Annotated in this window: 23 protein-coding genes; 11 read left to right on the plus strand and 12 right to left on the minus strand. The window is 71.6% G+C overall.

What is annotated here, in order from left to right:
* Positions 1–102: 102 nt before the first annotated feature.
* The gene (locus WD341_RS14155; protein WP_368426118.1) at positions 103–396 is read right to left on the minus strand and encodes a hypothetical protein; all 294 of its coding nucleotides are present in this window, start codon (positions 394–396) and stop codon (positions 103–105) included.
* A gap of 41 nt (positions 397–437) precedes the next feature.
* Here WD341_RS14155 and WD341_RS14160 point away from each other — a divergent pair, with 41 nt between their 5' ends.
* Both WD341_RS14160 and rpoH read left to right on the plus strand, forming a co-directional pair.
* The gene (locus WD341_RS14160; RefSeq protein WP_368426119.1) at positions 438–1,514 is read left to right on the plus strand and encodes an RluA family pseudouridine synthase; all 1,077 of its coding nucleotides are present in this window, start codon (positions 438–440) and stop codon (positions 1,512–1,514) included.
* Positions 1,515–1,590: 76 nt separating this feature from the next.
* Positions 1,591–2,475, plus strand: coding sequence for an RNA polymerase sigma factor RpoH (gene rpoH, locus WD341_RS14165; RefSeq protein WP_368426120.1), 885 nt, complete (start codon positions 1,591–1,593; stop codon positions 2,473–2,475).
* 46 nt (positions 2,476–2,521) lie between these two features.
* Here the strand turns inward: rpoH and WD341_RS14170 are convergent, their stop codons facing one another.
* The 4 genes from WD341_RS14170 to WD341_RS14185 all read right to left on the minus strand — a co-directional run bounded on the left by WD341_RS14170 (position 2,522) and on the right by WD341_RS14185 (position 7,747).
* The gene (locus WD341_RS14170) at positions 2,522–3,067 is read right to left on the minus strand and encodes a hypothetical protein (RefSeq protein WP_368426121.1); all 546 of its coding nucleotides are present in this window, start codon (positions 3,065–3,067) and stop codon (positions 2,522–2,524) included.
* Between the two features lie 19 nt (positions 3,068–3,086).
* Positions 3,087–5,159, minus strand: a complete 2,073-nt coding sequence (locus WD341_RS14175; protein WP_368426122.1) for a hypothetical protein — start codon at positions 5,157–5,159, stop codon at positions 3,087–3,089.
* 107 nt (positions 5,160–5,266) lie between these two features.
* The gene (locus tag WD341_RS14180) at positions 5,267–6,559 is read right to left on the minus strand and encodes an adenylosuccinate synthase (protein WP_368426123.1); all 1,293 of its coding nucleotides are present in this window, start codon (positions 6,557–6,559) and stop codon (positions 5,267–5,269) included.
* Between the two features lie 51 nt (positions 6,560–6,610).
* Positions 6,611–7,747, minus strand: a complete 1,137-nt coding sequence (locus tag WD341_RS14185; RefSeq protein WP_368426124.1) for an ATP phosphoribosyltransferase regulatory subunit — start codon at positions 7,745–7,747, stop codon at positions 6,611–6,613.
* Positions 7,748–7,969: 222 nt separating this feature from the next.
* Between WD341_RS14185 and hisS the strand changes: the two genes are divergently transcribed.
* The 4 genes from hisS (at position 7,970) to WD341_RS14205 (ending at position 12,899) form a co-directional block, all read left to right on the plus strand.
* Complete coding sequence (hisS, locus tag WD341_RS14190) at positions 7,970–9,325, plus strand: histidine--tRNA ligase (protein WP_368426125.1); 1,356 nt, start codon at positions 7,970–7,972, stop codon at positions 9,323–9,325.
* 179 nt (positions 9,326–9,504) lie between these two features.
* On the plus strand, positions 9,505–9,714 hold the full coding sequence (locus WD341_RS14195) for a hypothetical protein (protein WP_368426126.1): 210 nt from the start codon (positions 9,505–9,507) through the stop codon (positions 9,712–9,714).
* Between the two features lie 121 nt (positions 9,715–9,835).
* Positions 9,836–10,972 carry a radical SAM protein gene (locus tag WD341_RS14200; protein ID WP_368426127.1) on the plus strand — a complete coding sequence of 379 codons (1,137 nt, stop codon included), beginning with the start codon at positions 9,836–9,838 and terminating at the stop codon, positions 10,970–10,972.
* Positions 10,973–10,985: 13 nt separating this feature from the next.
* On the plus strand, positions 10,986–12,899 hold the full coding sequence (locus WD341_RS14205; RefSeq protein WP_368426128.1) for a RiPP maturation radical SAM C-methyltransferase: 1,914 nt from the start codon (positions 10,986–10,988) through the stop codon (positions 12,897–12,899).
* On the opposite strand, the gene WD341_RS14210 is transcribed toward WD341_RS14205, so the two are convergent.
* Genes WD341_RS14210 through def form a run of 3 tightly spaced genes read right to left on the minus strand, consistent with a single transcriptional unit; the run spans position 12,796 to position 15,606 of the window.
* Positions 12,796–14,367, minus strand: coding sequence for a serine hydrolase domain-containing protein (locus WD341_RS14210; protein ID WP_368426129.1), 1,572 nt, complete (start codon positions 14,365–14,367; stop codon positions 12,796–12,798). The two genes, WD341_RS14205 and WD341_RS14210, sit on opposite strands and share 104 nt — an antisense overlap.
* A 21-nt stretch (positions 14,368–14,388) precedes the next feature.
* Positions 14,389–15,054 carry a COQ9 family protein gene (locus WD341_RS14215; protein WP_368426130.1) on the minus strand — a complete coding sequence of 222 codons (666 nt, stop codon included), beginning with the start codon at positions 15,052–15,054 and terminating at the stop codon, positions 14,389–14,391.
* A 3-nt stretch (positions 15,055–15,057) separates the two neighbouring features.
* A complete protein-coding gene (def, locus tag WD341_RS14220) occupies positions 15,058–15,606 on the minus strand; it encodes a peptide deformylase (RefSeq protein ID WP_368426131.1) in 549 nt (182 codons plus the stop codon).
* 196 nt (positions 15,607–15,802) lie between these two features.
* On the opposite strand from def, the gene rpsU reads away from it, so the two are divergent.
* Entirely contained in the window at positions 15,803–16,006 is a 204-nt protein-coding gene (gene rpsU / locus WD341_RS14225) for a 30S ribosomal protein S21 (protein ID WP_368426132.1), read from the plus strand.
* A gap of 122 nt (positions 16,007–16,128) precedes the next feature.
* Here rpsU and WD341_RS14230 read toward each other — a convergent pair whose 3' ends face one another.
* Positions 16,129–17,379 carry a multidrug effflux MFS transporter gene (locus WD341_RS14230; RefSeq protein WP_368426133.1) on the minus strand — a complete coding sequence of 417 codons (1,251 nt, stop codon included), beginning with the start codon at positions 17,377–17,379 and terminating at the stop codon, positions 16,129–16,131.
* Positions 17,380–17,621: 242 nt separating this feature from the next.
* On the opposite strand from WD341_RS14230, the gene WD341_RS14235 reads away from it, so the two are divergent.
* Complete coding sequence (locus WD341_RS14235) at positions 17,622–19,190, plus strand: alkaline phosphatase (RefSeq protein ID WP_368426134.1); 1,569 nt, start codon at positions 17,622–17,624, stop codon at positions 19,188–19,190.
* Between the two features lie 56 nt (positions 19,191–19,246).
* Positions 19,247–19,840, plus strand: coding sequence for a HutD family protein (locus tag WD341_RS14240; RefSeq protein WP_368426135.1), 594 nt, complete (start codon positions 19,247–19,249; stop codon positions 19,838–19,840).
* On the opposite strand, the gene WD341_RS14245 is transcribed toward WD341_RS14240, so the two are convergent.
* Positions 19,833–20,957, minus strand: coding sequence for a 3-hydroxyacyl-CoA dehydrogenase NAD-binding domain-containing protein (locus tag WD341_RS14245; protein WP_368426136.1), 1,125 nt, complete (start codon positions 20,955–20,957; stop codon positions 19,833–19,835). The genes WD341_RS14240 and WD341_RS14245 overlap by 8 nt on opposite strands.
* 109 nt (positions 20,958–21,066) lie before the next feature.
* Here WD341_RS14245 and WD341_RS14250 point away from each other — a divergent pair, with 109 nt between their 5' ends.
* On the plus strand, positions 21,067–21,612 hold the full coding sequence (locus WD341_RS14250) for a hemerythrin domain-containing protein (RefSeq protein WP_368426137.1): 546 nt from the start codon (positions 21,067–21,069) through the stop codon (positions 21,610–21,612).
* A gap of 117 nt (positions 21,613–21,729) precedes the next feature.
* Positions 21,730–22,302, plus strand: a complete 573-nt coding sequence (gene sodC, locus WD341_RS14255) for a superoxide dismutase [Cu-Zn] SodC (RefSeq protein WP_368426138.1) — start codon at positions 21,730–21,732, stop codon at positions 22,300–22,302.
* 19 nt (positions 22,303–22,321) lie between these two features.
* On the opposite strand, the gene WD341_RS14260 is transcribed toward sodC, so the two are convergent.
* Entirely contained in the window at positions 22,322–23,716 is a 1,395-nt protein-coding gene (locus WD341_RS14260) for an NAD(P)(+) transhydrogenase (Re/Si-specific) subunit beta (RefSeq protein ID WP_368426139.1), read from the minus strand.
* Positions 23,717–23,734: 18 nt separating this feature from the next.
* Positions 23,735–23,973, minus strand: a 239-nt coding sequence (locus WD341_RS14265) for an NAD(P) transhydrogenase subunit alpha (protein ID WP_368426140.1), incomplete at its 5' end; no start/stop codon positions are given.

The raw sequence follows: 23,973 nt of genomic DNA on the forward strand, positions 1-23,973 counted from the left end.
TCCTCACCGACATCCTCAACGCACCTGCCCGTTAACCTGGACTCGTTGCCGTGGGGCTGTCCCGGAGCGGTCCCTGGGCGGCGCTTGCCGGGGCGGGCGCGGCTACTCGGCCTGCAGCTTGATCCGGCCGACGACCCCGCCGCCGGCGCGGTCGACCAGGATCGCCTGCTGGCAGCCGCGCTCGAGCGGCCCCTCGAGGCGCAGGATCAGCAATTCGCCGCCGCCCGCTTCGGCGGCGGCCAGGGTGCAGCCGGCCGGGACGCTCAGCGCCAGCTCCTCGAAGGCGGTCTCCTGGCGCAGGCTTTCGCCCTGGCGCATCAGCCCCCATATGACCAGACCGATCATCACGAGGATCACCAGGCCCAGCCCGCCCACCAGGGCCTTGATCGCAGTCATCTTTCGCTGTGTCCTCTAGCCCCATGAACAGGACGACGCCCTTGCCGCCGAGCGCTGGGGCCGCGATCGGCGACTCCGCGCCTGCGGACGCGGCGCCGCTCACCGGCCCCCATTCCTTCGAGATCGCCGCGCCCGAGGCCGGCGAGCGCGTCGATCGCCTGATCGCGCGGCGCCTGCCGTCGCTGTCGCGCAGCCGCGTCAAGGGCCTGATCGAGGCCGGCGCCCTCAGCGCCGCCGGCGCGACGATAGACGAGCCCTCGACCCGGGTCAAAGCGGGCCAGCGCTACCTGCTGACGGTGCCCGAGGCGACGGCCGCCCTGCCCGAGGCGCAGGCGCGCGAGCTGGCCATTCTCTACGAGGACGAGGCCCTGCTGGTGCTCGACAAGCCGGCCGGGCTGGTCGTGCACCCGGCGCCCGGAAACCCGGACCAGACCCTGGTCAATGCGCTGCTGGCGCACTGCGGCGACAGCTTCGCCGGGATCGGCGGCGTGCGCCGCCCGGGCATCGTGCACCGGCTCGACAAGGACACCAGCGGGCTCATGGTGGTCGCAAAGACAGACGCCGCCCACCGCTCGCTGACCGTGCAGTTCGCCGAGCGCAGCATCGAGCGGCGCTACCGCGCCCTGGTCTGGGGCCGGCTGCTGCCGCCGGCGCCTGCGACCAAGGCGCCAGCGGCCCGGGGGGAGGCCCGGGGGGAGGCCTGGGGCGAGATCACGGGCAACATCGGCCGCAGCCCGCGCAACCGCAAGAAGATGGCGGTGCTGCAGAGCGGCGGAAAAGCCGCCGTCACGCGTTACAAGCTTGAGCGTCTCTTGATGGGGGGAGCGGTGTCGATGATTACCTGCCGCCTGCTGACTGGGCGCACCCACCAGATCCGGGTGCATCTGGCGAGCCGCGGCCATCCGCTGCTGGGCGACCCGCTCTATGGGCGCTCGAAGCCGGCGGCCCTGGCCGGGTTGCCTGGAGCGGCGCGGACAAAAGTGGAGGGTTTCGCGCGCCAGGCCCTCCACGCAGAACGCCTGGGCTTCGATCATCCGCTCGACGGGCGCAAGCTGGCCTTCGAGTCGCCGCCGCCGCCCGACATGGCGCAGTTGATCGAGTCCCTGGACTCACTTTGAATTGTAGTGCGCTCTCCCGGGAACTTGGCCAGTGTCGGCCCGTTCCCGGATTGACGGCAAAGGAAAGGACGATCCAGTGGCTACCGGCAAGGTTCCGTTGCTCGTCACCGAAGGCAACCTCTCGCGCTACCTCCAGGAGATTCGGAAGTTTCCGATGCTGGAGCAGAACGAGGAGTACATGCTGGCCAAGCGGTGGCAGGACAAGGAAGATAGCGAGGCCGCGCACCAGTTGGTGACGAGCCACCTGCGCCTGGTGGCCAAGATCGCCATGGGCTACCGCGGCTACGGCCTGCCGCTGTCCGAGCTGATCAGCGAGGGCAACGTCGGCATGATGCAGGCGGTCAAGCGCTTCGATCCCGATCGCGGCTTCCGGCTGGCGACCTACGCCATGTGGTGGATCCGCGCCGCGATCCAGGAGTACATCCTGCACTCCTGGTCGCTGGTGAAGATGGGCACCACGGCGGCGCAGAAGAAGCTGTTCTTCAACCTGCGCAAGCTCAAGGGCCAGATGCAGGCGATCGAGGAGGGCGACCTCAAGCCCGAGCAGGTCGCCCACATCGCCACGCAGCTCAACGTGCCCGAGCAGGACGTGGTGTCGATGAACCGGCGCCTGTCGAGCCCGGACCACTCCCTCAACGCGCCGCTGCGCCAGGACGGCGACGGCGAGTGGCAGGACTGGCTGGTCGACGACCACGAGAACCAGGAGACCCTGTTCGCGGACCGCGAGGAGCTCGACCAGCGCCGCGCCCTGCTCGAGGGCGCGATGGGCAGCCTCAACGAGCGCGAGCGGCACATCCTGACCGAGCGGCGCCTGAAGGAGAACCCGACGACCCTGGAGGATCTCAGCCAAGTCTACGGCATCAGCCGCGAGCGGGTGCGCCAGATCGAGGTGCGGGCCTTCGAGAAGCTTCAGCGGGCGATCAAGAACGCCGCGATCCAGGGCCGCCTGGCGACCGAGTAGCCGCACGGCGCGGGCGGGGCGCGCCGGCCGGCCGGTGGCTTGGCCCCTAGCCTGCCGCCGGCTCGAGGTCGCCAGGCTCCGGCTCCTCCTCTTCCTCGTCCTCCTCGAGATCGCCGTGGCCGGTGACGTCTTCGCCCCAGGCCTCGATCAGCTGCTTCTGGCGCTTGCGCAGCTGGTGGACGCGGCGCTGGGAGATCAGGCCGTAGTAGCTGCCGACGAGCGGCGGCAGGGAGATGAAGATCGCCCAGCCGACGCCGGCGGCGCCCAGGGCGCTCAGCCAGTAGAGCATCTCGGTGAGCAGGCGCATCGCCGCGTCGACCGACTGGCCGCGCTCCCAGAGCGCGATCAGCGCCGGCAGCAGCCCGCAGAGGTTCAGCAGGCCGACGGTGGCGACCAGGTAGCGTTCCCTGGTCCGGTCGACCAGGACGGCGACCAGGGTCGGCAGGCTGAGCACGAGCGTGACGATCGTGGTCGGCAGCAGCACGACCATGACCGGCAGCGCGACCAGCAGACCGAGCGAGATCCGGCCCCACCTGATGCCGCCGCCGGCTCCGCCTCCAGTCGGGATGTCCTTGGCCTTGCGCGCCGCCATCCTGTTCTTCCCCCTGCCCTCAGCCGACGTAGAGCATGGTCATGACCAGCACGGTCAGGCTGGCCAGGCAGCCGGCGACGACGGCGGCGATCTGCTGCGACTTGGCGAACACGAACTGCGGCCGGGTCAGGCCGCCCTGCTCGACCCAGGCGAGCTCCCGGGTGACGGCGCTGTACTCGGCGGTGGCATTGGCGAAGCCGCTGTCGTCCTCTTTGCGCAGCTTGCCGTCGTCCATGGCCAGTGCGAGGTGGTAGAGATCGCCGGCCTCGACCGAGGCCTGGAGCTCCAGGGCCAGGGTCTGGCGGATCTCGCGGCTGTGGAAGGATTCGATGACCGGGCCCATGCTGCGGCCCAGCCAGGCGGCGAGGCCGGGCAGCCGCTTCGGCCCGGCCAGGCGCTGGACCTCGGCCAGCAGGTAGACGTTGCCGAGCCGCCGGATGACCTCGTCGTCCTCGCGGCCGAGGGCCGACAGGATGCGCTCCGGCACGCCGCTCGTGCGCGCCGCGATAAAGGCGGCGACGTGGCGGTCGACCGGCTCGCGCTCCGGCAGGCCGCCGGCGGTCAGCGCCTCGAGCGCCGGCAGCACTTCCTCGATCCGCGTCACGTAGGCGTCGGCCAGCATCGGGCTGAGACAGGGCCAGAATTCGTTCTGGTCGTAGAGGCAGCGCTCCAGCCCGTAGCCGATGCGCTGGCGCATCAAAAAAAAGCCGAGCTGCTCGTAGCCCTTCTTGAGCACGGCGTACTCGGGCCGCATGCCCGGCTGGGCCTCGAACCAGTAGTTGATCAGGCGGTTGCCGAGGATGTCGACGAAGATCTGGCGCATCGACTGGTCGCCGTAGTGCACGGCCAGCACCTCGCCGACGGCGTCGATCCGCGTCGAGAACTGGCGCTGGCGGAGAGGCGCCTTGCCGTCAAGCACCATGAGCACGCGCGCCAGCTGGCGGTCGCCGGGCGCATCGCCGGCCCTGCCGCCCTGGGCGCCGCGCAGCTGCAGCGCAAGGCCCTCGGCCCGCTTCTCGTCGCCGACGCTGCGATGTACCCAGGTGATCAGTTCCTCGCCGACCAGAGTCTGGCGGGCCTCGTCCCAATGGCTGCCGAAGGCCAGGGACAGGGTTCGGCAGTTCCAGTAGTCCTTCTCCTGGAACTCGAAGGGGCGGCTCGCCCGGGCCAGCGCCATCGGCTGCTTCGGGCTGAGGTGCCGGCCGTTGGCCCACATCTCCAGGTCGTTCAAGCCCCAGCGGTCGGCGGTCTCGTCGCTCAGCAGGCCGCGCAGCGCCTCGGTCAGCGACAGCGGCAGCCGCTGCTTGCCGACCAGCGTTCCGTAGGTGCCGCGGCTGAGCTTGCTGTGGACGATCGCCTCGTCGCTGAGCTCGGCGACGGGGTTGCCGCCGCGCAGCAGGATCGCGAGGGTGACGCCGAAGGCGTAGAGGTCGTCGCTGGTCGAGCCGACGCCCCGTCCCGCCGGCAGCGCCATGGCGCCCTCGATCGGCTCGTAGACCGAGGGCTGGTCGAGGGCGGCCGGCGCCGAGACGCACTCCCCCAGCATGCACTCGCTGCGCGAGGCGTCGCGGAAGAACAGGTTGTCGGCGCGGATCGCCCGGTGCGAAATGCCGCGCGCCCCGAGCTCGACCAGCGCGGGCAGCAGCGGCAGCACGACCTTGCGCAGGATCGCGTCCTCGTCGAAGGGGGCGAAGCTGGCTCGCGTGTCGGACTGGATGCGCTCGCCCTCGGGCCGGGTCAGGATGAGGACGCCGCGCCGCGCGTTGTCCGGCGGCCAGAACACGGTCTCGTAGCCGAGCGGCACGATCATCGGCAGGCGCGCCAGCGACTGCAGCGGGCCCAGCAGGCCGCGGCGCGGGGCCAGCAGCGGGTCGCAGACCAGGGCGTAGACCTTGCGCGGGCTGGTCTGGTCGCGCGCCGCGGCGGCGAAGGCGCGGGCGTGCGGCTGGTCGAGGCCGGGCAGCGGGAAGCCGGGCTCGACCTCGAAGCGGCGGTCGACGACGACCGTGCTCCCCTGGCCCTGGCCGCCGCGCTCGCGGCGTGCCGGGCGCGTCGCTTCCTCGAGGCGGAGGTCTTCGGCTTGATCGCTCATGCCAGAGGTGGCCGTTCCTGCTAGTGGCTGCAGGACCTGCCTACACGAGACGGAGGTAAGGGAAGGTTAACGCCCCACTCACCCGGCGCCGCTCAACCGGCGCCGGCTCACCCCGCGAAGGGGTCGCGCATCAGGATCGTGTCCTCGCGCTCCGGGCTGGTCGAGAGCAGGGTCACCGGCGCCTCGATCAACTCTTCGATGCGGCGCACGTACTTGATCGCCATGGCCGGCAGCGCGCCCCAGGAGCGGGCGCCGCAGGTCGTCTCCTGCCAGCCCTCGAAGGTCTCGTAGACCGGGGTCGCGCGCGCCTGGAGGCTGCCGAGCGCCGGCAGGTGGTCGTAGCTCTTGCCGTCGATCTCGTAGCCGATGCAGATCTTCAGCTCGCTGAGCCCGTCGAGCACGTCGAGTTTGGTCAAGGCGATGCCGTCGATGCCGCCGGTCTTGATCGCCTGGCGGACCAGCACGGCGTCGAACCAGCCGCAGCGGCGAGCGCGCCCGGTGACCGTGCCGAATTCCCGGCCGCACTCGCCGAGGCGCCGCCCGGTCTCGTCGGTCAGCTCGGTCGGGAAGGGGCCGGCGCCGACCCGCGTGGTGTAGGCCTTGGTGATCCCGAGCACGGTGTCGAGTGCGCCGACGCCGATGCCGCTGCCGGCCGCCGCCTGGCCGGCGACGGTGTTGGAGGAGGTGACGAAGGGGTAGGTGCCGTGGTCGACGTCGAGCAAGGCGCCCTGGGCGCCCTCGAACAGGATGCGCCGGCCGATCCGCCGAGCCTTGTCGAGCCGCTGCCAGACCCGGTCGGCGTAGGGCAGCACCCGGGGCGCGACCTCGAGCAGCCGCTCAAGCAACTCGGCCTTGTCGACCTCGGGCTCGCCGAGACCGCGGAACAGGGCGTTGTGGTGGACCAGCAACGCGTCGAGCCGGCTCGAAAGGTGCTCGCGGTCGGCCAGGTCGCACAGGCGGATGGCGCGGCGCCCGACCCGGTCCTCGTAGGCCGGGCCGATGCCGCGGCCGGTCGTGCCGATCGCGTCCTTGCCGCGGGCGGCCTCGCGCGCCTTGTCGACCAGCGAGTGCAGCGGCAGGATCAGGGCGGCGTTCTCGGCGATCTTCAGGGAGTCGGGGGTGATCTCGACGCCCTGGCCGCGGATCCGCTCGATCTCCTCGATCAGTGCCCAGGGATCGACGACGACGCCGTTGCCGATGATCGACAGCTTGCCGGGTCGCACCACGCCGGACGGCAGCAGCGACAGCTTGTAGGTGGTGTCGTTGACGACCAGCGTGTGGCCGGCGTTGTGGCCGCCCTGGAAGCGGACGATCACGTCGGCGCGCTCCGACAGCCAGTCGACGATCTTGCCCTTGCCCTCGTCGCCCCACTGGGCGCCGACCACCACGACGTTGGCCATTGCTGTCCTACCCGTCCTCTTGGAGTTGTCGTTTCGACCGGCGCCGCAGGGCTAGCCTACCCGGCGCACGTCTGTGCCGTCGAAGATATGCGTGAAGCCGAGCCGCACGGCCTCGCGATCGAGGTCGGCCACGGGCTCCAGCGCGGCGACCGCAATGCGGCCCTCGCCGCGCAGCCTGTCGAGCTGGTCGGGCGTGACGTCGCTGGCCGCCAGGATCCGTTCGGGCAGCGGCGCCTCCGGCACGGCCCGATAGAGCTGGTCGAGGCTGAGGCTGCAGCCGACCGAGGGCTCGCTGACGAAGCCGCCCATCCGGTAGGTGCCGCCGCGCCCGACATGGCTGCGCGCGCCGCCGACGAAGAGCACGAAGCCGAGGTCGGCGTGGGCCTCGAAGCCGCGGCTCTCGACCGGGTCGATCAGCAGCGTCGCCTGCGGCGCCAGGCGCCGGAGCTGTTCGGCGACCGCCGCCAGCAGCGCGATCTGGCGCCTTGCCTCGGCCGGCAGGTCTAGCGATTGGAGCTGCGGCAGGCTGGTCTCGATCGGCCCCGAGGCGTCGAGCAGCGCGACCAGGCGTCCGGCGAGCGCCGGCTCCAGGCCGGTCAGGTCCTCGCGGGCCTTGCGCGCCATGGCGCTCTCGGCGCGCCGGCGCATCCCGGCGCGCACCCCGGCCTCGGTCAGCAGGGTGTCGACCAGCTGGGGCAGGGTCAGGTCCAGGTTGACCTGCTCCAGTCCGACCGCGTTGAGCGCGCGCGCCGCGGCGGCCGCGACGTCGGCGATCGCCGGAGCGCCCTCGCTGCCGAACAGGCTGAGCCCGACCTGGCGGGTCTGCTCCAGGCCGCCGTCGGCGGCCATGCGCACCGTCGGCCCGGCATAGCAGAGCCGCAGCGGGCGCGGCTGGCGGGTCAGGCGGCTGGCGGCGATGCGGGCGACCTGCGGGGCGATGTCCGGGCGCACGCCCACGGTCTGGCGCGTCGCCGCCTCGAAGGAGCGGAACAGGTCGGTCGAGAGCCGCTTGTCGAGCCGCGAGAGCGATTCGTCGTACTCGATCAGCGGCGGCGCGACGAACTCGTAGCCGCAGCGCTCGAAGGCCGCCAGCAGCGCCGTCTCGACGCGGCGATCCTGGGCGGCGTGCGGCGGCAGCAGGTCGCGCATGCCGCGGGGCAGAAGCTGGACGAGGTCGCGGTCGGACACGGCGGCTGGGAGCTTTGCTGTTGGGGCCGGGAGAGGGCGGGCGGATACCTACCGCCCTTGCCGGCGCAGCGCAACGCCGCAGCGGGCGCCGGGGTCGGCGCGAGGCCGGGCGGGGCCTCGCCTCGCCTTGCGCCCTCAGGGGGCGGCTTCTATGATCCGCGCCGCCTTCACGGCCCGTCGAACGGGTCTCCCGCCACCGTTGCCAGCACGCAAGGACGATCCATGGAGCGGCAGATCCAGAAGCCGACGCCGATCAGCGGCTTTCCCGAGTGGCTGCCTGCGGAGAAGCTGGTCGAGCAGCGCTTCCTGGACAGGATTCGCGCGACCTACGAGGCCTACGGCTTCACCCCGATCGAGACCGCGGCGGCCGAGCGCGCCGAGGTGCTGAGCGCCAAGGGCGGCAACGAGAAGGAGATCTACGCCCTGTCTCGCCTCGCCGCCGGCGAGGGCGAGGAGGCCGAGACCGGGCTGGCCCTGCACTTCGACCTGACCGTGCCGACCGCGCGCTACGTCGCGCAGAACTACGGCCACCTGACCTTCCCCTTCCGGCGCTACCAGATCCAGAAGGTCTGGCGCGGCGAACGGCCCCAGGCCGGGCGCTTCCGCGAGTTCTACCAGGCCGACATCGACGTCATCGGCGACGGCCAGCTGTCGATCGTCACCGATGCCGAGATCCCGGCGATCATCTACGACCTGTTCCGCGAGCTGGCGATCGGCGACTTCGTCATCCGCATCTCCAACCGCAAGATCCTCTCGGGCTACCTCGCGCACCTCGGCTGCCCTGACGAGGCGGTCAACGGCGTGCTCGCAACCGTCGACAAGATCGACAAGATCGGCGCCGAGAAGGTGACCCGCGAGATCGCCGCGAGCGGGGCGCTGGCGGCGCCGGCGCTGGACAAGCTGATGGCGCTGATCGCGACCCGGCGCTCCAACGAGGAGCTGATCTCCTACCTCTACTCGGTCTCCGGCAACGAGCGCTTCACGCTCGGCGTCGACGAGCTGGCCGAGGTCGTCGAGGCGGTCGCGGCCCTCGGCGTCCCCGACAGCCACTTCGAGATCGACCTGACCATCGTGCGCGGCCTCGACTACTACACCGGCACGATCTACGAGACCCGCCTGGTCGACCACCCGGAGATCGGCTCGATCTGCTCGGGCGGCCGCTACGACGACCTGGCCAGCCACTTCATCGACAAGCCGCTGCCCGGCGTCGGCATCTCGATCGGCCTGACCCGCCTGCTCGCCAGCCTGTTCAAGGCCGGCGTCATCGGCGCCACGGCGCAGAGCCCGGCGCCGGTGCTGGTGACCATCCTGGAGCGCGAGCGCACCAGCGAGTACCTGAAGCTGGCGCGCTATCTGCGCGAAGGCGGCATCAAGACCGAGGTCTTCCTGGAACCCAAGAAGCTCGGCCAGCAGCTCAAGTACGCGGACAAGAAGGGCTTCCGCTTCGCGCTGATCGCCGGCGGCACCGAGTTCGAGGCGGGCACGGTCAAGCTGAAGAACCTGGCGAGCGGCCAGGAGCAGACCGTCGCGGTCGGCCAGATGGTCCACGTCCTGCACCAGAAGCTGGCGCAGGAGTAACGCTGGCGCCCGCCTTCCGGAGCGCTCGACTGTCCAAGCGCCACGCGGGAGCGGTGTGGGCAGCTGTCGGAAGACATCCTGTCGCGAGTCTTTCGCCTTGACCGAGTTCCCCTTTTGAGAGAACGTTATCGCGTCCGGCACGCGCCTCCGAGTGAACCCCAAGTAGGGAGAGCTGTGTGATGCCCAGGGACGATCCATTCAAATCCGAGTTGGCAGAACTCCTGTCCAAGCACGGCGTCGCCGGGCTGGGAAGCGAGATGACCCGGGGGCCGCAGGTGGCCTCGCCGGGCGGGCTCGTCGCGAGCTATATCAAGGAGATCATCACCGACAGCCAGGCCTTCGACGAGAAGGTGCTGGATCGGGTGGTCAGCGTCCTCCGCACCAAATAGGCGCGTCCCGGTCGACCCGTCGCCGGGTCGGGCGGCGGGTCCTCCGGGGTGTCCGTGGGAGCGCCGGCGGTGTCGCCGGCTGTTCCGGTCTGCAGCCCATGGTTGTCAGAGGCGCTATCCCATGACCCCTTCGGCCTTTCCCGACGGGCGCCCCAAGAGCCCCCGCTCGGTCGAGAGCTTCCATGAGGCGCTCGCGCTTTCCTCACGCCGTCTCGGCTTCTCGGTGACCCAGGGCTGTCCGCTGCGCTGCGGCCACTGCAGCGTCGGTGCCGCGCCGGAGCTGCACGCTAACCGCTACGGCCGCGACTTCACCGGACTGGTCGTCGGCCAGCTCGACGCCCTGGCCGAAGCCGGGATCGAATCCATCGACTTCACCGGCGGGGAGCCGACCCTCGTCGCCGACTTCGTCGCGACGGTCAGCCGCGCGGCGAGTGCGCGCGGCATCACCTGCGGCATCGTCACGGCGGCCCACTGGGCGACGACGGAACGCCAGATCGACCGCACCCTGGAGCGCTTCGGGGCGATCGACCACTGGGACATCTCGACCGATGTCTACCATCTCGAGTTCGTCCCGCTGCGCGCGGTAGAAAGCGCCTTCCGGCGGCTGGAGGCGGCCGGCAAGGAGCCGCTGATCCGGATCGCCTACCACGAGCCGATGACGGTCCCCGACGCCGAGCTGATCCAGGCGGCGATGGCTTTCGCGGGCCGGCGCGTGGCCTTCCAGCCGATCGGCCCGGTGGGACGCGGCATCGAGGTCGCCCACAGCGAGCGGGTCGGCGAGGCGGACTGGGACCGCGGTCCCTGTCCGACGACCGGGCCCCTGGTGCAGTGGAACGGCCGCGTCGCGCCCTGTTGCGCGCCGGCCAGTCACGAGACGCACGACCACCCGCTGTGGCTGGGCGATGCGCGCCAGGAGCCGCTCACGACGATCGTCGCGCGCTGGCGCACCCACCCGCTGATTCAGACGCTGCGGGTCTGGGGCTTCGCACCCCTGCGCGCCTGGTTCTCCGAGGCAGGCGTGGCGGACGGAGCGGTCCTGCGCGAGCGAGCCTGCGACCTCTGCGTTCAGTGGCTGCGCGACCCGCAGCTCTGCGCCCTCGCGGCGGAGCGGGCCGGCCGGCTAGAGCACCGGGTGCGTCTGGCCCACGCCCTCTTGACGCACTTCGAGGAACCCTGGCTCGACCGGCTCCTGCAGCAGGAGGCGCGGCGCTACCTGGCGACCGGCAGCTGGCCGGAGCCGGGCCTCCTCGCCGCCTGAGAGAGGCGGCCCCATGGCACGGCTGCTGATCGTCTCCATGCCCTGGTGCGCGGCGTCGCGGCCCAATCTCTCGGCCGGCCTGCTCAAGGCGCTCGCCCGGCGCGCCGGGTCCGAGGCCGAGGTCCACGACGCCAGCCTCGACTTCGCCGTGGCATTGGGCGGCGCGCTCTATGAGGCCCTCGCCGAAACCTCGGCGCTGTTCGGCGTCTGCGAGCACGTCTTCGCCGCCGACCTGTTCGGGGGGGCGGCGCTGGATTCGGATGCCTTCCTGGAAGGCTACGGGCTCGAGCAGGCGCGCTCGCCCTTCTTCGAGGTGCGGGACCGCATCGTCCCCGCCTTCCTGGGGCAGGCCGCGGAGCAGGTGCTGCAGGGGGATTGGGACGCGGTCGGCTTCACCTGCACCTTCAACCAGGTCTTTCCCAGCCTTGCCCTGGCGGCGCGGCTCAAGCGCGCCCGCCCGGAGCTGGTGACCCTGCTCGGCGGCGCCTGCGTGCACGGCGCAATGGGCGAGGAGTATGCGCGGGCCTTCCGCGGGATCGTCGACCATGTCTTTCTCGGCGAGGCCGACGAGACCCTCCCGCGTTTCCTGCGCAGCCTCGACGCGGGTGGCGACCCCGTGGCGATTCCGGGGATCACGGTCGGCGGGGCCTCGACCGGCGCGCCGGCGTCGACGAGCGATCTCGAAAGCCTGCCCACGCCCGACTACGACGACTGGTTCGCGCGGCGCGCAGGGCTGGCGGGGACGGGCGAGGCCCTGCCGGAAGCGACGGCCTTGCCCTACGAATCCTCGCGCGGCTGCTGGTGGGGCGCCAAGCACCACTGCACCTTCTGCGGCCTGAACAACCTGGGCATGGCCTTCCGCTCGAAGTCGCCGGGGCGGGTCGGGCAGGAGATCGCCGAGCTGGCCGGACGGCACCGCCTGTTGCGCTTCATGGCAGCCGACAACATCATCACGCATCACGACTTCCAGGCGCTGGTCGCGACGCTGGCCGGGCTGGAGGGCGACTACCGCTTCTTCTACGAGATCAAGGCCAACCTGAAGCGCGACGAGCTGTGCGACCTGGCGGCCGCCGGCGTGCGCTGGGTGCAGCCGGGAATCGAGTCCTTCTCGGACGGCCTGCTCGGGCTGATGCGCAAGGGCACGACCGGCCTGCAGAACGTCCAGCTGCTTCGGCTCTGCGCCGAGTTCGGCATCCATCCCTCCTATAACCTGCTGGTGGGCTTTCCCGGGGAGCGGGACTCCGACTACGAGGAGATGCTCTCGGTCATCGACGCGATCGGCCACCTGATCCCGCCCTCGGGCGCGCCCGGCGTGGTCCAGATCCATCGCTTCTCGCCCTTCTATGACGAGCCGGAGCGCTTCGGATTCGAGAACGTGCGGCCGGCCGGCTATTACCGCCACCTGGTCCCCCAGGGCCACGCCGACCCGGCCGCCATCGCCTACTTCTTCGAGCGCGACCTGCCGGCCGACTCCGCCTATGCCCGTCACGGCCTGCGCCTGGCGGAGGCCGTCGAGCGCTGGCGCGAGGCGGGCGAGCAGGCGTCCGGCAGGCTGGGGCCGGGCTTCATCGAGGTCGAGCGGCGCGCCGGCGCCGGCTCGGAGACGCGGCGTCTGGACCGGCTCGAGAGCTGCCTTCTGCTGCTTGCTGACCGGGTCGTCGGCGAGCCTGGCCTCGTCGCCGAGACGGCGGCGCGCACGGGCGCCCGCGAGACCGACGTGCAGGCCGCCTTGGCCAACCTCCTCGCCGAGCGCCTGCTGGTGGGCGTTCGGGGCCGCCTTGTCGCAAGCCTTCCTTTCGAGCGGCCGAAACGCGCGGCGGAGCTCACGGACTGGCTGGAGCGTCATCTCCCCCGGCGGCCGTCGGGGGCCCGGCGAAGCCGTTCAGCGCCAGCGCCCGCAGCCACCGCCGCCCCGCTGCCAGCCTGAACACCAGCAGTCCGAACGAGCAGGCCAGGCTGCGCGCGCCGAGCGCGAGGGCCTCCTCGGCGAAGCCGGTCAGCGTTGAGGCCACGACGACGCGGCCGTCCGGCGCGACCTTCACCTCGATCCAGTAGCCGTTGTCGTAGCGGCCCTGCCAGGCCGGATCGAAGCGCCGGGTTCGATTGCTCCGCAGCGCGCAGGCCCGGAACAGCTGGCCGTTGAGGTGGAGGTGGTCCGGCAGGCGGTCGCCCGCCGCGCCCTTCGGCTCGGGCAGCCTCAGCTGGAGGGGCCCGGTGGCGCCCACGCCGCCCAGGATTCCGGGCTCGCGCGGCGCAAGGGCGAGGGGTGCGCCGTTCCAACGCCCGTGGCGCGGCGGCGTCCGCTCCTCGAGCTCGAGCAGTCCCGCCCCGGCCGACAGGTAACAGCGCAGCCTCGTGCCGGCCGGTGCTGCTTCAGGCGCCGCGGGCGGGACGGGCTTCACGGCAGACTTCACGTCCCCCTTTCGCGCCGCCGCCGCCAGCAAGTCGCGCGGGCCATGCTCGGGCCCCGATAGGTTCGACAGCACACAGGTCGCATGGCCTGCTGCGAGATCGAGCTGCAGCAGCGAACGGAATCCGCCGATCTCCCCGTCGTGGAAGCCGATCCGGCGTCCGCCGCGGTCCAGCAGGAACAGCCCGTGCCCCATGCGCAGCCCGCCGGCCCCGAAGGCCTCGCTGCCCGGTGTCGTCAGGCGCTCGACGACCCCTCGGCAGAGTTCGTCGGGCGGCGACAGCAGTGCCGTCGCAAGGCTCCCCAGCCCGTCGGCCGTTGCCCAGAGGAAGCCGGCCGGCCCCAGGCGGTCGTCAGTGAAAGCGAGCTCGAAGGGCGCTAGGGCGCCCGCCGCCGGGTCCAGGACGTGGCCTGCGGCGCGGCGCGCGCCGGGCGGCGGGGCGAAGGCGATGTTCCGCAGGCCGAAGGGCTCCAGGGCGTGTTGCCGCAACCAGGTCTCGCTGCCGCCGACCTGCTCCTGGAGCCAGGCGCCCAGCAGGGCGTAGCCGAGATTGCTGTAGCTGAAGCGTCGTCCGAAAGGCCGGGCGCAGGCCAGCCAGGAGGTCGCGTCGCCCAGCGCCGGCGTCCCCAGCGCGGCCCCATCGGGTAGCCCGGCGACGTGGCAGAGCAACGCGGCCGGCGTCACGCTGTCCGGCGCGCGGCGCGGGTCGGCGCCGAAGGCCGAAGGGCCGAGCGGTCGGTCCGGATCGTCGCCGGCGCCGAGCAGCCGATGCAGGACGGCGAGGGCCGTAACCACCTTGCTGATCGAGCCGAGCCGGAACCAGGTCTGCGGGGTCACGGCCTCCGTGTCCCCGAGACGGGCGTGCCCGACGCAGGCGCTGCGCACCGAGCCGTCGGCGTAGGCCAGGGCCAACGCCAGTCCGGGGGGGCCCTTCGCCGCCAAGCACTGCGCCTCGGCGGCGGCCCGGAGGGCAGGCAGATCCATCGCGGCCCCGGCGCCCCCGCGCTACTTGACCCTCATCCGCATGCCGGGCCGGAAGCGGCGGCGAAACAGCCTGTCGGGCAGGTCGAGCAGGCGGCCCATGCCCTTGCCGAGCTTGCCGCCGATGCGCAGCACCTCGTCGAGGCGCCGCTCGAGGAAGGCGAAGGTCTCCTCGTCGCCCTCGCTGCGGTCGTTGAGCCAATAGAGCAGCGTCGCGCTGTGGACGCCGAACAGCAGGCTGCGCTTGGAGTACCAGTTGTAGTCGGTCGCGGTGTCGCCGGCCGCGTACCAGATCGCGTCGCAGGTCCGCCAGGCCAGCCGGGCGCCGAGCGCGGCGTGGTTAGGCAGCGCCAGGAAGGACGCCAGGCGGCGGATCGCCTCCTTGTGCGGCGCGAGCAGCTGGAGGCGCACGCGCAGCAGCGCCGAGACGCGGTCGCGCACGCGCATCTCCGCCAGCTCGGCGGCCGGCACCGCCTCCAGCATGCGGCGGTCGGTCAGCTCGGAGAAGGCGCGCGCCGCCTCGGCCGGGCCGCCGGGGAAGGCGGCCATGACCAGCCCGGCGTCGAGCTTCAGGTCGCGGGCCCCGGCCAGCAGGGCGGCCTCGCTCCAGCCGTCGAAGACGACGTGCGGCAGCAGGGCGTCGAGCAGCCGCTCGCGGACGCGATCGAGGTCGTCGGATGTGCCGTCCAAGGCTCAGTCCTCCGCGTTGGCGCCGGCGTGGTGCCGGATCTCGCTGGTGAAGATCAGGCGGCTCAGGTCGGTCATTCGGCTGGGATAGAGCCGTCCGTCCAAGTGGTCGCACTCGTGCTGCACGACCCGGGCGTGGAAACCGCTGGCCTCGCGCTCGATGCGCTGGCCGTCCGGGGCGAGGCCGCGATAGCGGATATCACGCCAGCGCGGCACCTCGCCGGCCAGGCCTGGCACCGAGAGGCAGGCCTCCCAGCCCAGCAGCAGCTCGTCGGACAGCGGCTCGATCTCGGGGTTGATCAGCACGGTCAGGGGCACCGACTCGGCGGCCTCGCCGTCTTCGGCGCTGGCCCGCCCGCGGCCGACCTTGAAGATCACCAGGCGCAGCGGCACGTGGACCTGCGGCGCCGCGAGACCGGTGCCGACGGCGTCCTCCATGGTCTCGATCATGTCGCCGACCAGCGACGCGATCTCGGGCGCGCCGGGATCGGCGACCGGAGCGGCCGGCTGCAGCAGCACGGGGTGGCCCATCTTGGCAATCTTGAGTATGGCCATCGCCCTCCTATATGGCGGGCTGCGGGCGGACGGTAAAGCGTTCGCCGGCACGAGGGAGCCCGGAGGCGGTTTCGCTTCACATGCCGGGCGCCCTGTGCTAGCAGAGTGGGGCCTGCCGCGCCGGTATGCGCGCGTGCGGGTATTTTTTGTCGAGAACCGCTAGGCTCCAAGCCAAGACGAGGAGGTCGGATCGACCGTGCAGGTTACCGTTCGCGACAACAACGTCGACCAGGCGATGCGCGCGCTCAAGAAGAAGCTGCAGCGCGAGGGCGTCTTCCGTGAGATGAAGCTGCGCCGCCACTTCGAGAAGCCGTCCGAGAAGCGCAAGCGCGAGCGCGCCGAGGCTGTGCGCCGCCACCGCAAGCTGCTGCGCAAGCGCCTGGAGCGCGAGGGCTTCTAGTCCTCAGGGGGCCGGCCCCGCCGGCTCCTCGACCCGACGTCTTGTCGACCCGACGCTGACGCGGTCTCTTCCGAGGCCGCGTTTTCGCGTGTCCGGCATCCGCCCGCAAGCGGTCGACAAGGCTATTCGGCCGGCTGTTCCTTCGCGCGGGCCGGTGCCGAGCGGCCGGCGCGGCGGAGGCGGTCGTTGATCAGCTGGAAGGCGGTCGCGACGACGCCGCAGAAGACCATCAGGCCATACATCGCCAGCGTGTGGTGCTGCTGCAGGATGCCGACCGCCTGAATGGCGACGGCGCCCATGCCGATCTGCAGGCAGCCGGCGAGGCCGGCCGCGGCGCCGGCGAAGCGAGGATTGAGGCTGACCACGGCGGCGAAGCCGTTCGGCATGGTCATGCCGTTGCCCATCGCGGCGAAGGTCATCGGCAGGAAGATCAGCCAGGGCAGGAGGCCGACGGTGGCGCCGAGCAGCAGGCCGACCAGCGAGGCGGCGGCCGTCAGCAGGGCGCCCGCGAGCAGCAGCCGGTCGGCGCCGAGACGCTCGGAATAGCGCCCCGAAAGGAAGTTGCCGGCCATCCAGCCGGCCGAGACGATGATGAACCACAGGCCGTACTCCAGCGGCGAGCGGTCCATGACCTCGACCATCAGGTAGGGCGCGCCGCCCAGGAACGAGAAGAACACGCTGCTGGTGAAGCCCAGGGTCACGGTGTAGAGCCAGAAGCGCGGGTGGCGGCCGAGCCAGCGGTAGCCTTCGAGCAGCGGCGCAAGGCCGACGCCCTCCGAGCGCTGGTGGTTGGTCTCGTGCAGCCACTTCACGCAGGCCAGCAGCACCAGGCTGCCGAGTACGATCAGCAGCAGGAACGAGTAGCGCCAGCTGCCGAGCGTCTCGAGCAGGCCGCCCACGCTCGGCGCCAGCATCGGCGCCACGGCCCAGGCCACCGAGATGTAGCCGATCACCGAGGCCGACTTGTCGCGCCCGTAGAGGTCGCGCACGATTGCGCGCGACAGCACGACGCCGGCGGTGCCGCCGATCGCCTGGGCCAGGCGGGCGACGATCAGCACGTCGATCGAGGGGGCCGCCGCGGCGGCGATGCAGGCAACGACGTAGAGGCAGAGCCCGCCGAGCAGCACGGGGCGCCGGCCGAAGCGGTCGGACAGCGGGCCGTAGAAGATCTGGCAGCCGGCCATGCCGATCAGGTAGAGCGTGAGGGTCAGCTGCACCGTCGCGTAGTCGACGGCGAAATGGCGCTGGATGCCCGGCATCGAGGGCACCAGGATGTTCAGCGACAGCGGCCCGATCGCGCTGATCGCGACGAGCATCAGCAGCGACGGCTTGGAGGCGACGGCCGCCCCGGGGCCGGCTGCGGATTGGGTCATGTCTGTCCTGTCGGAGATCCGGGCGGTGATAGTGGAGCAGGCGGCGCTGGGCGCCCAGGCGTGCGGACGGGACCGAGCCATGCGCCGGGTGCAGGTCGCGGCCGCCGCCTCGCTGGTGGGCGGGAGGCTGCAGCAAAAGCTTCAAGCTTCCGTTACAGGCCGGTCCGCCCAACCGTCACGCGGTCGGGACAGAGTGGCGCCTCCACCGGCTTGACCCTTCCCTGCCTCGACGAGGAGCCCCCATGACTCGACCCCTTCTGCCCGCACCCTTCACGCGCCGCGGCTTCCTGGCCGGCTCGGCCGCCGGTCTCGGCGTGGCCGCCGCTTCCGGCTTGGCGATGCCGGCGATCAGCCGCGCCGCGACCCGGCCGCTGATCACCCACGGCGTGCAGTCCGGCGACCCCCTGCCGGGCGGTGCCATCGTCTGGAGCCGTGCCGACCGGCCGGCGCGCATGATCGTCGACTACGCCACGCGTGAGTCCTTCGCGGGCGCCCGGCGGCTGGTCGGCCCGGCGGCGCTGGAGGCCGGCGACTATACCGCGAAGGTCGTGCTCCGCGGCCTGCCGGCCGGCCAGCAGGTCTTCTACCGGGTCGCCTTCGAGGACCTCGCCGAGCCGACGGTGCTGTCGGAGCCGGTGACCGGGAGCTTCCGCACGCCGCCGGCCGACAGCCGCTCGCTGCGCTTCGTGTGGAGCGGCGACACCGCCGGCCAGGGCTGGGGCATCGACCGCGACCGGGGCGGCATGACCGGCTACGCGACGATGCTGGCCCAGGATCCCGACTTCTTCCTGAACTCCGGCGACACGATCTACGCCGACGGCCCGCTCGAGGCCGAGAAGGCGCTGCCCGACGGCGGCGTCTGGCGCAACCTGGTCACCGAGGAGAAGTCCAAGGTCGCCGAGACGCTCGCCGAGTTCCGCGGCAACTTCAAGTACAACCTCCTGGACGAGAACTACCTGACGATGATGGCCGGGGTGCCGACGATCGCCCAGTGGGACGACCACGAGACCGTCAACAACTGGTATCCCGGCGAGATGCTGCTGGCCGACGACCGCTACACGGTCAAGTCGGCCTCGCTGCTCGCGGCGCGCGCCAACCGGGCCTTCCACGAGTACATGCCGACCTCGACCCCGGCCGGCGAGCCGGAGCGGGTGCATCGGCGCCTCTCCTACGGGCCGCTGCTCGACCTCTTCGTCATCGACATGCGGACCTTCCGCGGCCCCAACAGCGCCAACCGCCAGGCGGCCGCCGGGCCGGAGACCGCCTTCCTCGGCGGCGACCAGCTGGCCTGGCTGAAGCGCGAACTGCTGGCCAGCCGCGCGACCTGGAAGGTCATCGCCTCCGACATGCCGATCGGCATCCAGGTCAAGGACGGCGAGGCCTTCGAGAACGGCGCCAACGGCGACGGACCGGCGCTCGGCCGCGAGCTGGAGATCGCGGAGCTGCTGCGTTTCATCAAGCTAAACGGCGTCGCCAACACCGTCTGGCTGACCGCCGACGTCCACTACACGGCGGCGCACTACTACGATCCGGCCAAGGCGCAGTTCCAAGACTTCGAGCCCTTCTGGGAGTTCGTCTCGGGGCCGATCCACGCCGGCTCCTTCGGTCCCGGCCAGATGGACGACACCTTCGGCCCGCAGGTCGTCTTCTCCAAGGACCCGGGCGGCGCGGTCAACCTGCCGCCCTCGGAGGGCCTGCAGTTCTTCGGGCTGGTCGAGATCGACGGCGAGAGCGAGGCCATGACGGTGACCCTGAAGGACATCGCCGACACCGCGCTCTACAGCGTCACCCTGGAGCCGAAGCGGGCCTGAGCCGGGATTTCCCGGGAGCCCTTGCCAGTCGCGCCGTCCCGGCCCCACCATCGGGCATGAGCAGGGACGGCGCGACGACGGCCCGCCACCTGCCTGCCCTCGGGCGGGCGGCGCGGCCCTGGAAGAACGGCGGCGGCGAGTCCGCCGACGTCGCGCTCGCGCCGGAGGGCGCGGGGCTCGAGGACTTCGACTGGCGCGTCTCGATCGCCCGCGTCGATGGCGACGGCCCCTTCTCGCTCTTTCCCGGCGTTGAGCGGACCCTGGCGGTGCTCTCGGGCGAGGGCCTGCGGCTGGCCGTCGGCGAAGCGCCGCCGGTCGAGCTGACGCCGGGCAGCGCGCCGCACCGCTTTCCCGCCGACGTCGCGACCGACTGCCGGCTGCTCGGCGGCGCCGTGACCGACCTCAACGTCATGGCGCGGCGCGGCCGGGTCGAGGCCCGCCTCAAGCGCCTGCGTCTCGAGGCGGGCGTCGCCGAGACCTTCGAGACCGGCCCGGCGCTGCTGCTCTGGGTGGCGGGCAGGGGGACGGTGGAGGCGGCCGGCCTCTCAGTCGTGCCGGCACCGCTCGACGCCCTACGGTGCGACGGTCCGGCGCGCTGGCGGCTGCGCGCCGACTCGCCGGTGCTGGCCTTCCTGGCCGAGTTCAGCTGAGCAGGCGGCCGACGCGCTCGAGGGAGCGCGGCAGGGCGAGGCCGTAGCGCCGGCAGAGCGGCGCCACGCGGCTCTCGACCGCTTCGCGGCCGAGCCGGTCCATCAGGGCGCAGGGCGGTTCGCCGAACTTCAGCGCCAGGCGGGCGCCGCGGTCGATGTCGGCCGGCGAGGCGATCTCCTCGTCCAGCGCCTGCAGGACCGGCAGGAAGGTCGCGCCCTGCAGCCGCTCCGCGATCCGCGCGTCGGCCTCGAGCCGCGGGCCCGGATCCTCACCGATCTCGAAGCTCTCGCCGGCGTCGCCGGTGCGCACCAGGAAGTCGGCCGGCTCGTAGAAGGGCCCGAGCGGCGCCAGGTTGCGGATGGCGTGCAGGTTGATCCGCGGCTTGATGAGGTTCTGCACCAGGAAGGGCCCGGCGGCGACGCCGAGTGCCGCCTGCGCGACGCGGTCGACCTGGGCGGTCGTGCCGAGCCCCTCGTCGACCAGGCGCGCCGCCTCGTTGGTGTAGGGACAGAAGAAGCGGTTGACGGCGAAGCCGTAGGAATCCTTGCAGAGCAGCGGCGTCTTGCCGGTCGCCTCGAGGAAGGCCAGGGCGGCGGCGACCGTCGCCGCCGCCGTCTCGGCGCCGCGCACGACCTCGACCAGCGGGTTGACCTGCGCCGGGCTGAAGTAGTGCAGCCCGAGGAAGCGTCCGGGCGCCGCCACGTGGGCGGCCAGGTCGCCGACCCTGAGGCAGGAGGTGTTGGTGGCCAGGATCGCCGAGCGCTCGGCGAGCCGCGCGGCGATGCGCGAGAGCTCCGCGAAGACCTTCGCCTTGAGGTCGAAGTCCTCGAAGACCGCCTCGACGATCAGCTCGCGGTCGGCGAAAACCTCGGGACTCGCGGCCGTCTTCAGGCGCGCCCGGGCGGCCTGCGCGTCGGCCTCGGCGAGGCGGCCCTTCTCGACGCCGCGGGCGTAGAAGCGCTCGGCCTCCGCCAGCGCCGCCTCCAGCCTGCCGGCCTCGATGTCGACGAGCAGCGTCTCGATCCCGGCGAGCGCCGCGCCCACGGCGATGCCGCTGCCCATGGTGCCGGCACCGAGGATGCCGAGGCGGGTGATGGCGGGCGTCGTGGTCTTCATGCGGTCGCTCCCTGCTGCTGGCGGCCTTTTAGACCCTGCTTGATCTCGGTCAAGGCGTCGGCCGCCGCGGTCCTCCAGGCTGGGACCGATCACGATGGAGGAGACGGCCATGACCGCGCTGGTCCAGGACATCCTTCGGGAGCACCGCGGCCTGAAGCAGGTCCTCGCGCTGTTCGAGCGGGAGGTCGAGGCCTTCGAGGCGGGAGAGCGCTTCGACGCCGAGCTCTGGCGGCTGATCCTCGACTACCTCAAGGACTTTCCCGAGCAGGTCCACCACCCCAAGGAAGACCTGATCTACCGCCGCCTGATGAAGCGCCGCAGCGAGACGGCGCAGGCGCTGCACGACCTGGAGGCGGAGCACGTCCGGCTGAAGGCGACGCTCGAGCGGCTTGCCGCGCTGGCCGAGGCGGTGGAGCGCGACGTCGAGCTGCCGCGCGGCCTGCTGTCGGGCGCGGCGCGGGACTTCCTGGCCTTCCAGCGCAGCCACATGGCCAAGGAGGAGGAGTCATTCCTGCCCTATGCCGAAAGCCACCTGACCGCCCACGACTGGGAGGTCGTGGCGATGCAGGCCGAGGCGCGCGGCGACCCGCTGGCGGGCGGCAAGGAGGCCGACCGCTTCGCCGCCCTGCGCAGCGCGATCCTGGCCTCCTCCTGACGCCGCCAGCCAGGCGGGGGAACAGGGCGCGGGGTCTTCCGTTATCCTGGACGATGGTCCGGCTCCCGAGGCGGGGGCGCGGGTCCGCAGCACCCACCGGATGGGAAGGACGCCGCCATGTTCCGCGCACCCAGGTCATTTCTGCTCGCTTCGGCGGTCGCCTTCGGCGCGGCACCGTTGCTCGCCGCCGCTCCGGCGCTGGCCCAGGCGCCCGAGCTCGAGGTGCCGATGCACCTCGTCGACAAGGAGGGCGTCGGCAAGCAGATCGGCAGCGTGACCCTGGCCGACAGCGCCGACGGCCTGTTGCTGCATCTGTCGCTGAGCGGCGCGCTGCCGCCCGGCGCCCACGGCTTCCATATCCACGAGACCGGCAGCTGCGAGTCGAGCGAGAAGGACGGCGAGATCGTGCCGGCGGGGGCCGCCGGCGGCCACTGGGACCCGGAGGGCACGGGCCGGCACTACGGCCCCTCGGGCGAGGGTCACCTCGGCGACCTGCCGGTGCTCTATGTCGGGGTCGGCAGCGAGGGCGCGACGGCGACCGAGCACACCCTGGTGGCGCCGCGCATCGCCGACACCGCGCAGGTGCGCGGCCTGGCGCTGATGATCCACCAGAACGGCGACAACTTCCGCGACGAGCCCAAGCCGCTCGGCGGCGGCGGCGCCCGCATCGCCTGCGGCGTGATTCCCTGATCCGCCGCGCCGGGGTTGCCTATCTCTCCAGCGCCTTGACGATGCCCTCGCACATCTTCTTGGCGTCGGCCAGCAGCATCATCGTCTGGTCCATGTAGAACAGCGGGTTGTCGACGCCGGCGTAGCCGGTCGCCATCGAGCGCTTCACGAAGAGGACGTTCTGCGCCTTTTCGACGTCGAGGACCGGCATGCCGTAGATCGGCGAGCTCTTGTCGGTCTTGGCCGAGGGGTTGGTGACGTCGTTGGCGCCGATCACGAAGGCGACGTCGGTCTCGGCGAACTCGCGGTTGATCTCCTCCATCTCGAAGACCTCGTCGTAGGGCACGTTGGCCTCGGCGAGCAGCACGTTCATGTGGCCCGGCATGCGCCCTGCCACCGGATGGATCGCGTACTTGACCTCGACGCCCTCGGCCTTCAGCAGATCGGCCATCTCGCGTAGCGCGTGCTGGGCCTGCGCCACGGCCATGCCGTAGCCCGGCACGATGATCACCCGCTCCGAGTTCCTCATCAGGAAGGCGGCGTCCTCGGCCGACCCCGCCCGGTGCGTCCGGTCGCCCTGGTCGCCGCCGCCGCCGCCGGCGCTCTCGCCGCCGAAGCCGCCGAGGATCACCGAGACGAACGAGCGGTTCATGCCCTTGCACATGATGTAGCTGAGGATCGCGCCGGACGAGCCGACCAGCGCGCCGGTGACGATCAGCAGGTTGTTCTCGAGCGTGAAGCCGATGCCGGCGGCGGCCCAGCCCGAATAGGAGTTCAGCATCGAGATCACGACCGGCATGTCAGCGCCGCCGATCGGGATGATGATCAGGATGCCGAGCGCCAGGGTCACGACCACGATCAGCCAGAAGGCGCTGACCGAGTTGCTGGCGCACAGCCAGACGACCAGCAGGACGACCAGGATGCCGAGCGCCAGGTTGAGCCAGTGCTGCCCGGGAAAGACGACCGGACGGCCGCTGACCAGGCCCTGCAGCTTGGCGAAGGCGACGATCGAGCCGGTGAAGGTGATCGCGCCGATCGCGGTGCCGATCGACATCTCGATCAGCGAATTGAGGTGGATGTCTCCGGGCGTGCCGATGCCGTAGGCGCCGGGATTGTAGAAGGCCCCGGCCGCGACGAAGACCGCGGCCAGGCCGACCAGCGAATGGAAGCCGGCGACCAGCTGCGGCAGCGCCGTCATCTGGATGCGGTAGGCGATGAAGGTGCCGATGCCGCCGCCGATCACGATGCCGGCGATGATCAGGCCGAGGTTCAGCTCCTCGAGCTGGGTCAGCGTCGTCAGGATGGCGATCGCCATGCCGATCATGGCGAAGCGGTTGCCGCCGCGCGCCGTCTCGGGATGCGACAGGCCGCGCAGCGCCAGGATGAACAGCACCGAGGCGACGAGGTAGAGCAGGGCGGCGAGATCGTGGCTCATGTCTGCGCTTCCCCGTCCCTACTTGCCCTTGGCGGCCGAGGCCGCGGGGCGCTCTTTCTTCTTGAACATCGACAGCATCCGCTGGGTCACCAGGAAGCCGCCGAAGATGTTCACGCTCGCCAGGGTCACGGCGACGAAGCCCATGATCTCCGAGAAGCCGGCGCCCGAGCCGGCGGCGATCAGGGCGCCGACGATGATCACCGAGGAGATGGCGTTGGTGACGCCCATCAGCGGCGAGTGCAGCGCCGGCGTCACGC

It is taken from the genome of Tistlia sp. (assembly GCF_040905785.1).
Taxonomy (GTDB): Bacteria; Pseudomonadota; Alphaproteobacteria; order Kiloniellales; family DSM-21159; genus Tistlia.

Bases quoted from the DNA above. Each gene is read 5' to 3' on its own strand.
- WD341_RS14155 (WP_368426118.1), bottom strand. From the start codon at position 396: ATGACTGCGATCAAGGCCCTGGTGGGCGGGCTGGGCCTGGTGATCCTC.
- WD341_RS14170 (WP_368426121.1), bottom strand. From the start codon at position 3,067: ATGGCGGCGCGCAAGGCCAAGGACATCCCGACTGGAGGCGGAGCCGGC.
- WD341_RS14235 (WP_368426134.1), top strand. From the start codon at position 17,622: ATGACTCGACCCCTTCTGCCCGCACCCTTCACGCGCCGCGGCTTCCTG.
- sodC (WP_368426138.1), top strand. From the start codon at position 21,730: ATGTTCCGCGCACCCAGGTCATTTCTGCTCGCTTCGGCGGTCGCCTTC.
- WD341_RS14180 (WP_368426123.1), bottom strand. From the start codon at position 6,559: ATGGCCAACGTCGTGGTGGTCGGCGCCCAGTGGGGCGACGAGGGCAAG.
- WD341_RS14200 (WP_368426127.1), top strand. From the start codon at position 9,836: ATGACCCCTTCGGCCTTTCCCGACGGGCGCCCCAAGAGCCCCCGCTCG.
- WD341_RS14260 (WP_368426139.1), bottom strand. From the start codon at position 23,716: ATGAGCCACGATCTCGCCGCCCTGCTCTACCTCGTCGCCTCGGTGCTG.
- WD341_RS14195 (WP_368426126.1), top strand. From the start codon at position 9,505: ATGCCCAGGGACGATCCATTCAAATCCGAGTTGGCAGAACTCCTGTCC.
- WD341_RS14175 (WP_368426122.1), bottom strand. From the start codon at position 5,159: ATGAGCGATCAAGCCGAAGACCTCCGCCTCGAGGAAGCGACGCGCCCG.
- def (WP_368426131.1), bottom strand. From the start codon at position 15,606: ATGGCCATACTCAAGATTGCCAAGATGGGCCACCCCGTGCTGCTGCAG.
- WD341_RS14230 (WP_368426133.1), bottom strand. From the start codon at position 17,379: ATGACCCAATCCGCAGCCGGCCCCGGGGCGGCCGTCGCCTCCAAGCCG.
- hisS (WP_368426125.1), top strand. From the start codon at position 7,970: ATGGAGCGGCAGATCCAGAAGCCGACGCCGATCAGCGGCTTTCCCGAG.
- WD341_RS14210 (WP_368426129.1), bottom strand. From the start codon at position 14,367: ATGGATCTGCCTGCCCTCCGGGCCGCCGCCGAGGCGCAGTGCTTGGCG.
- WD341_RS14240 (WP_368426135.1), top strand. From the start codon at position 19,247: ATGAGCAGGGACGGCGCGACGACGGCCCGCCACCTGCCTGCCCTCGGG.
- WD341_RS14205 (WP_368426128.1), top strand. From the start codon at position 10,986: ATGGCACGGCTGCTGATCGTCTCCATGCCCTGGTGCGCGGCGTCGCGG.
- WD341_RS14250 (WP_368426137.1), top strand. From the start codon at position 21,067: ATGACCGCGCTGGTCCAGGACATCCTTCGGGAGCACCGCGGCCTGAAG.
- WD341_RS14245 (WP_368426136.1), bottom strand. From the start codon at position 20,957: ATGAAGACCACGACGCCCGCCATCACCCGCCTCGGCATCCTCGGTGCC.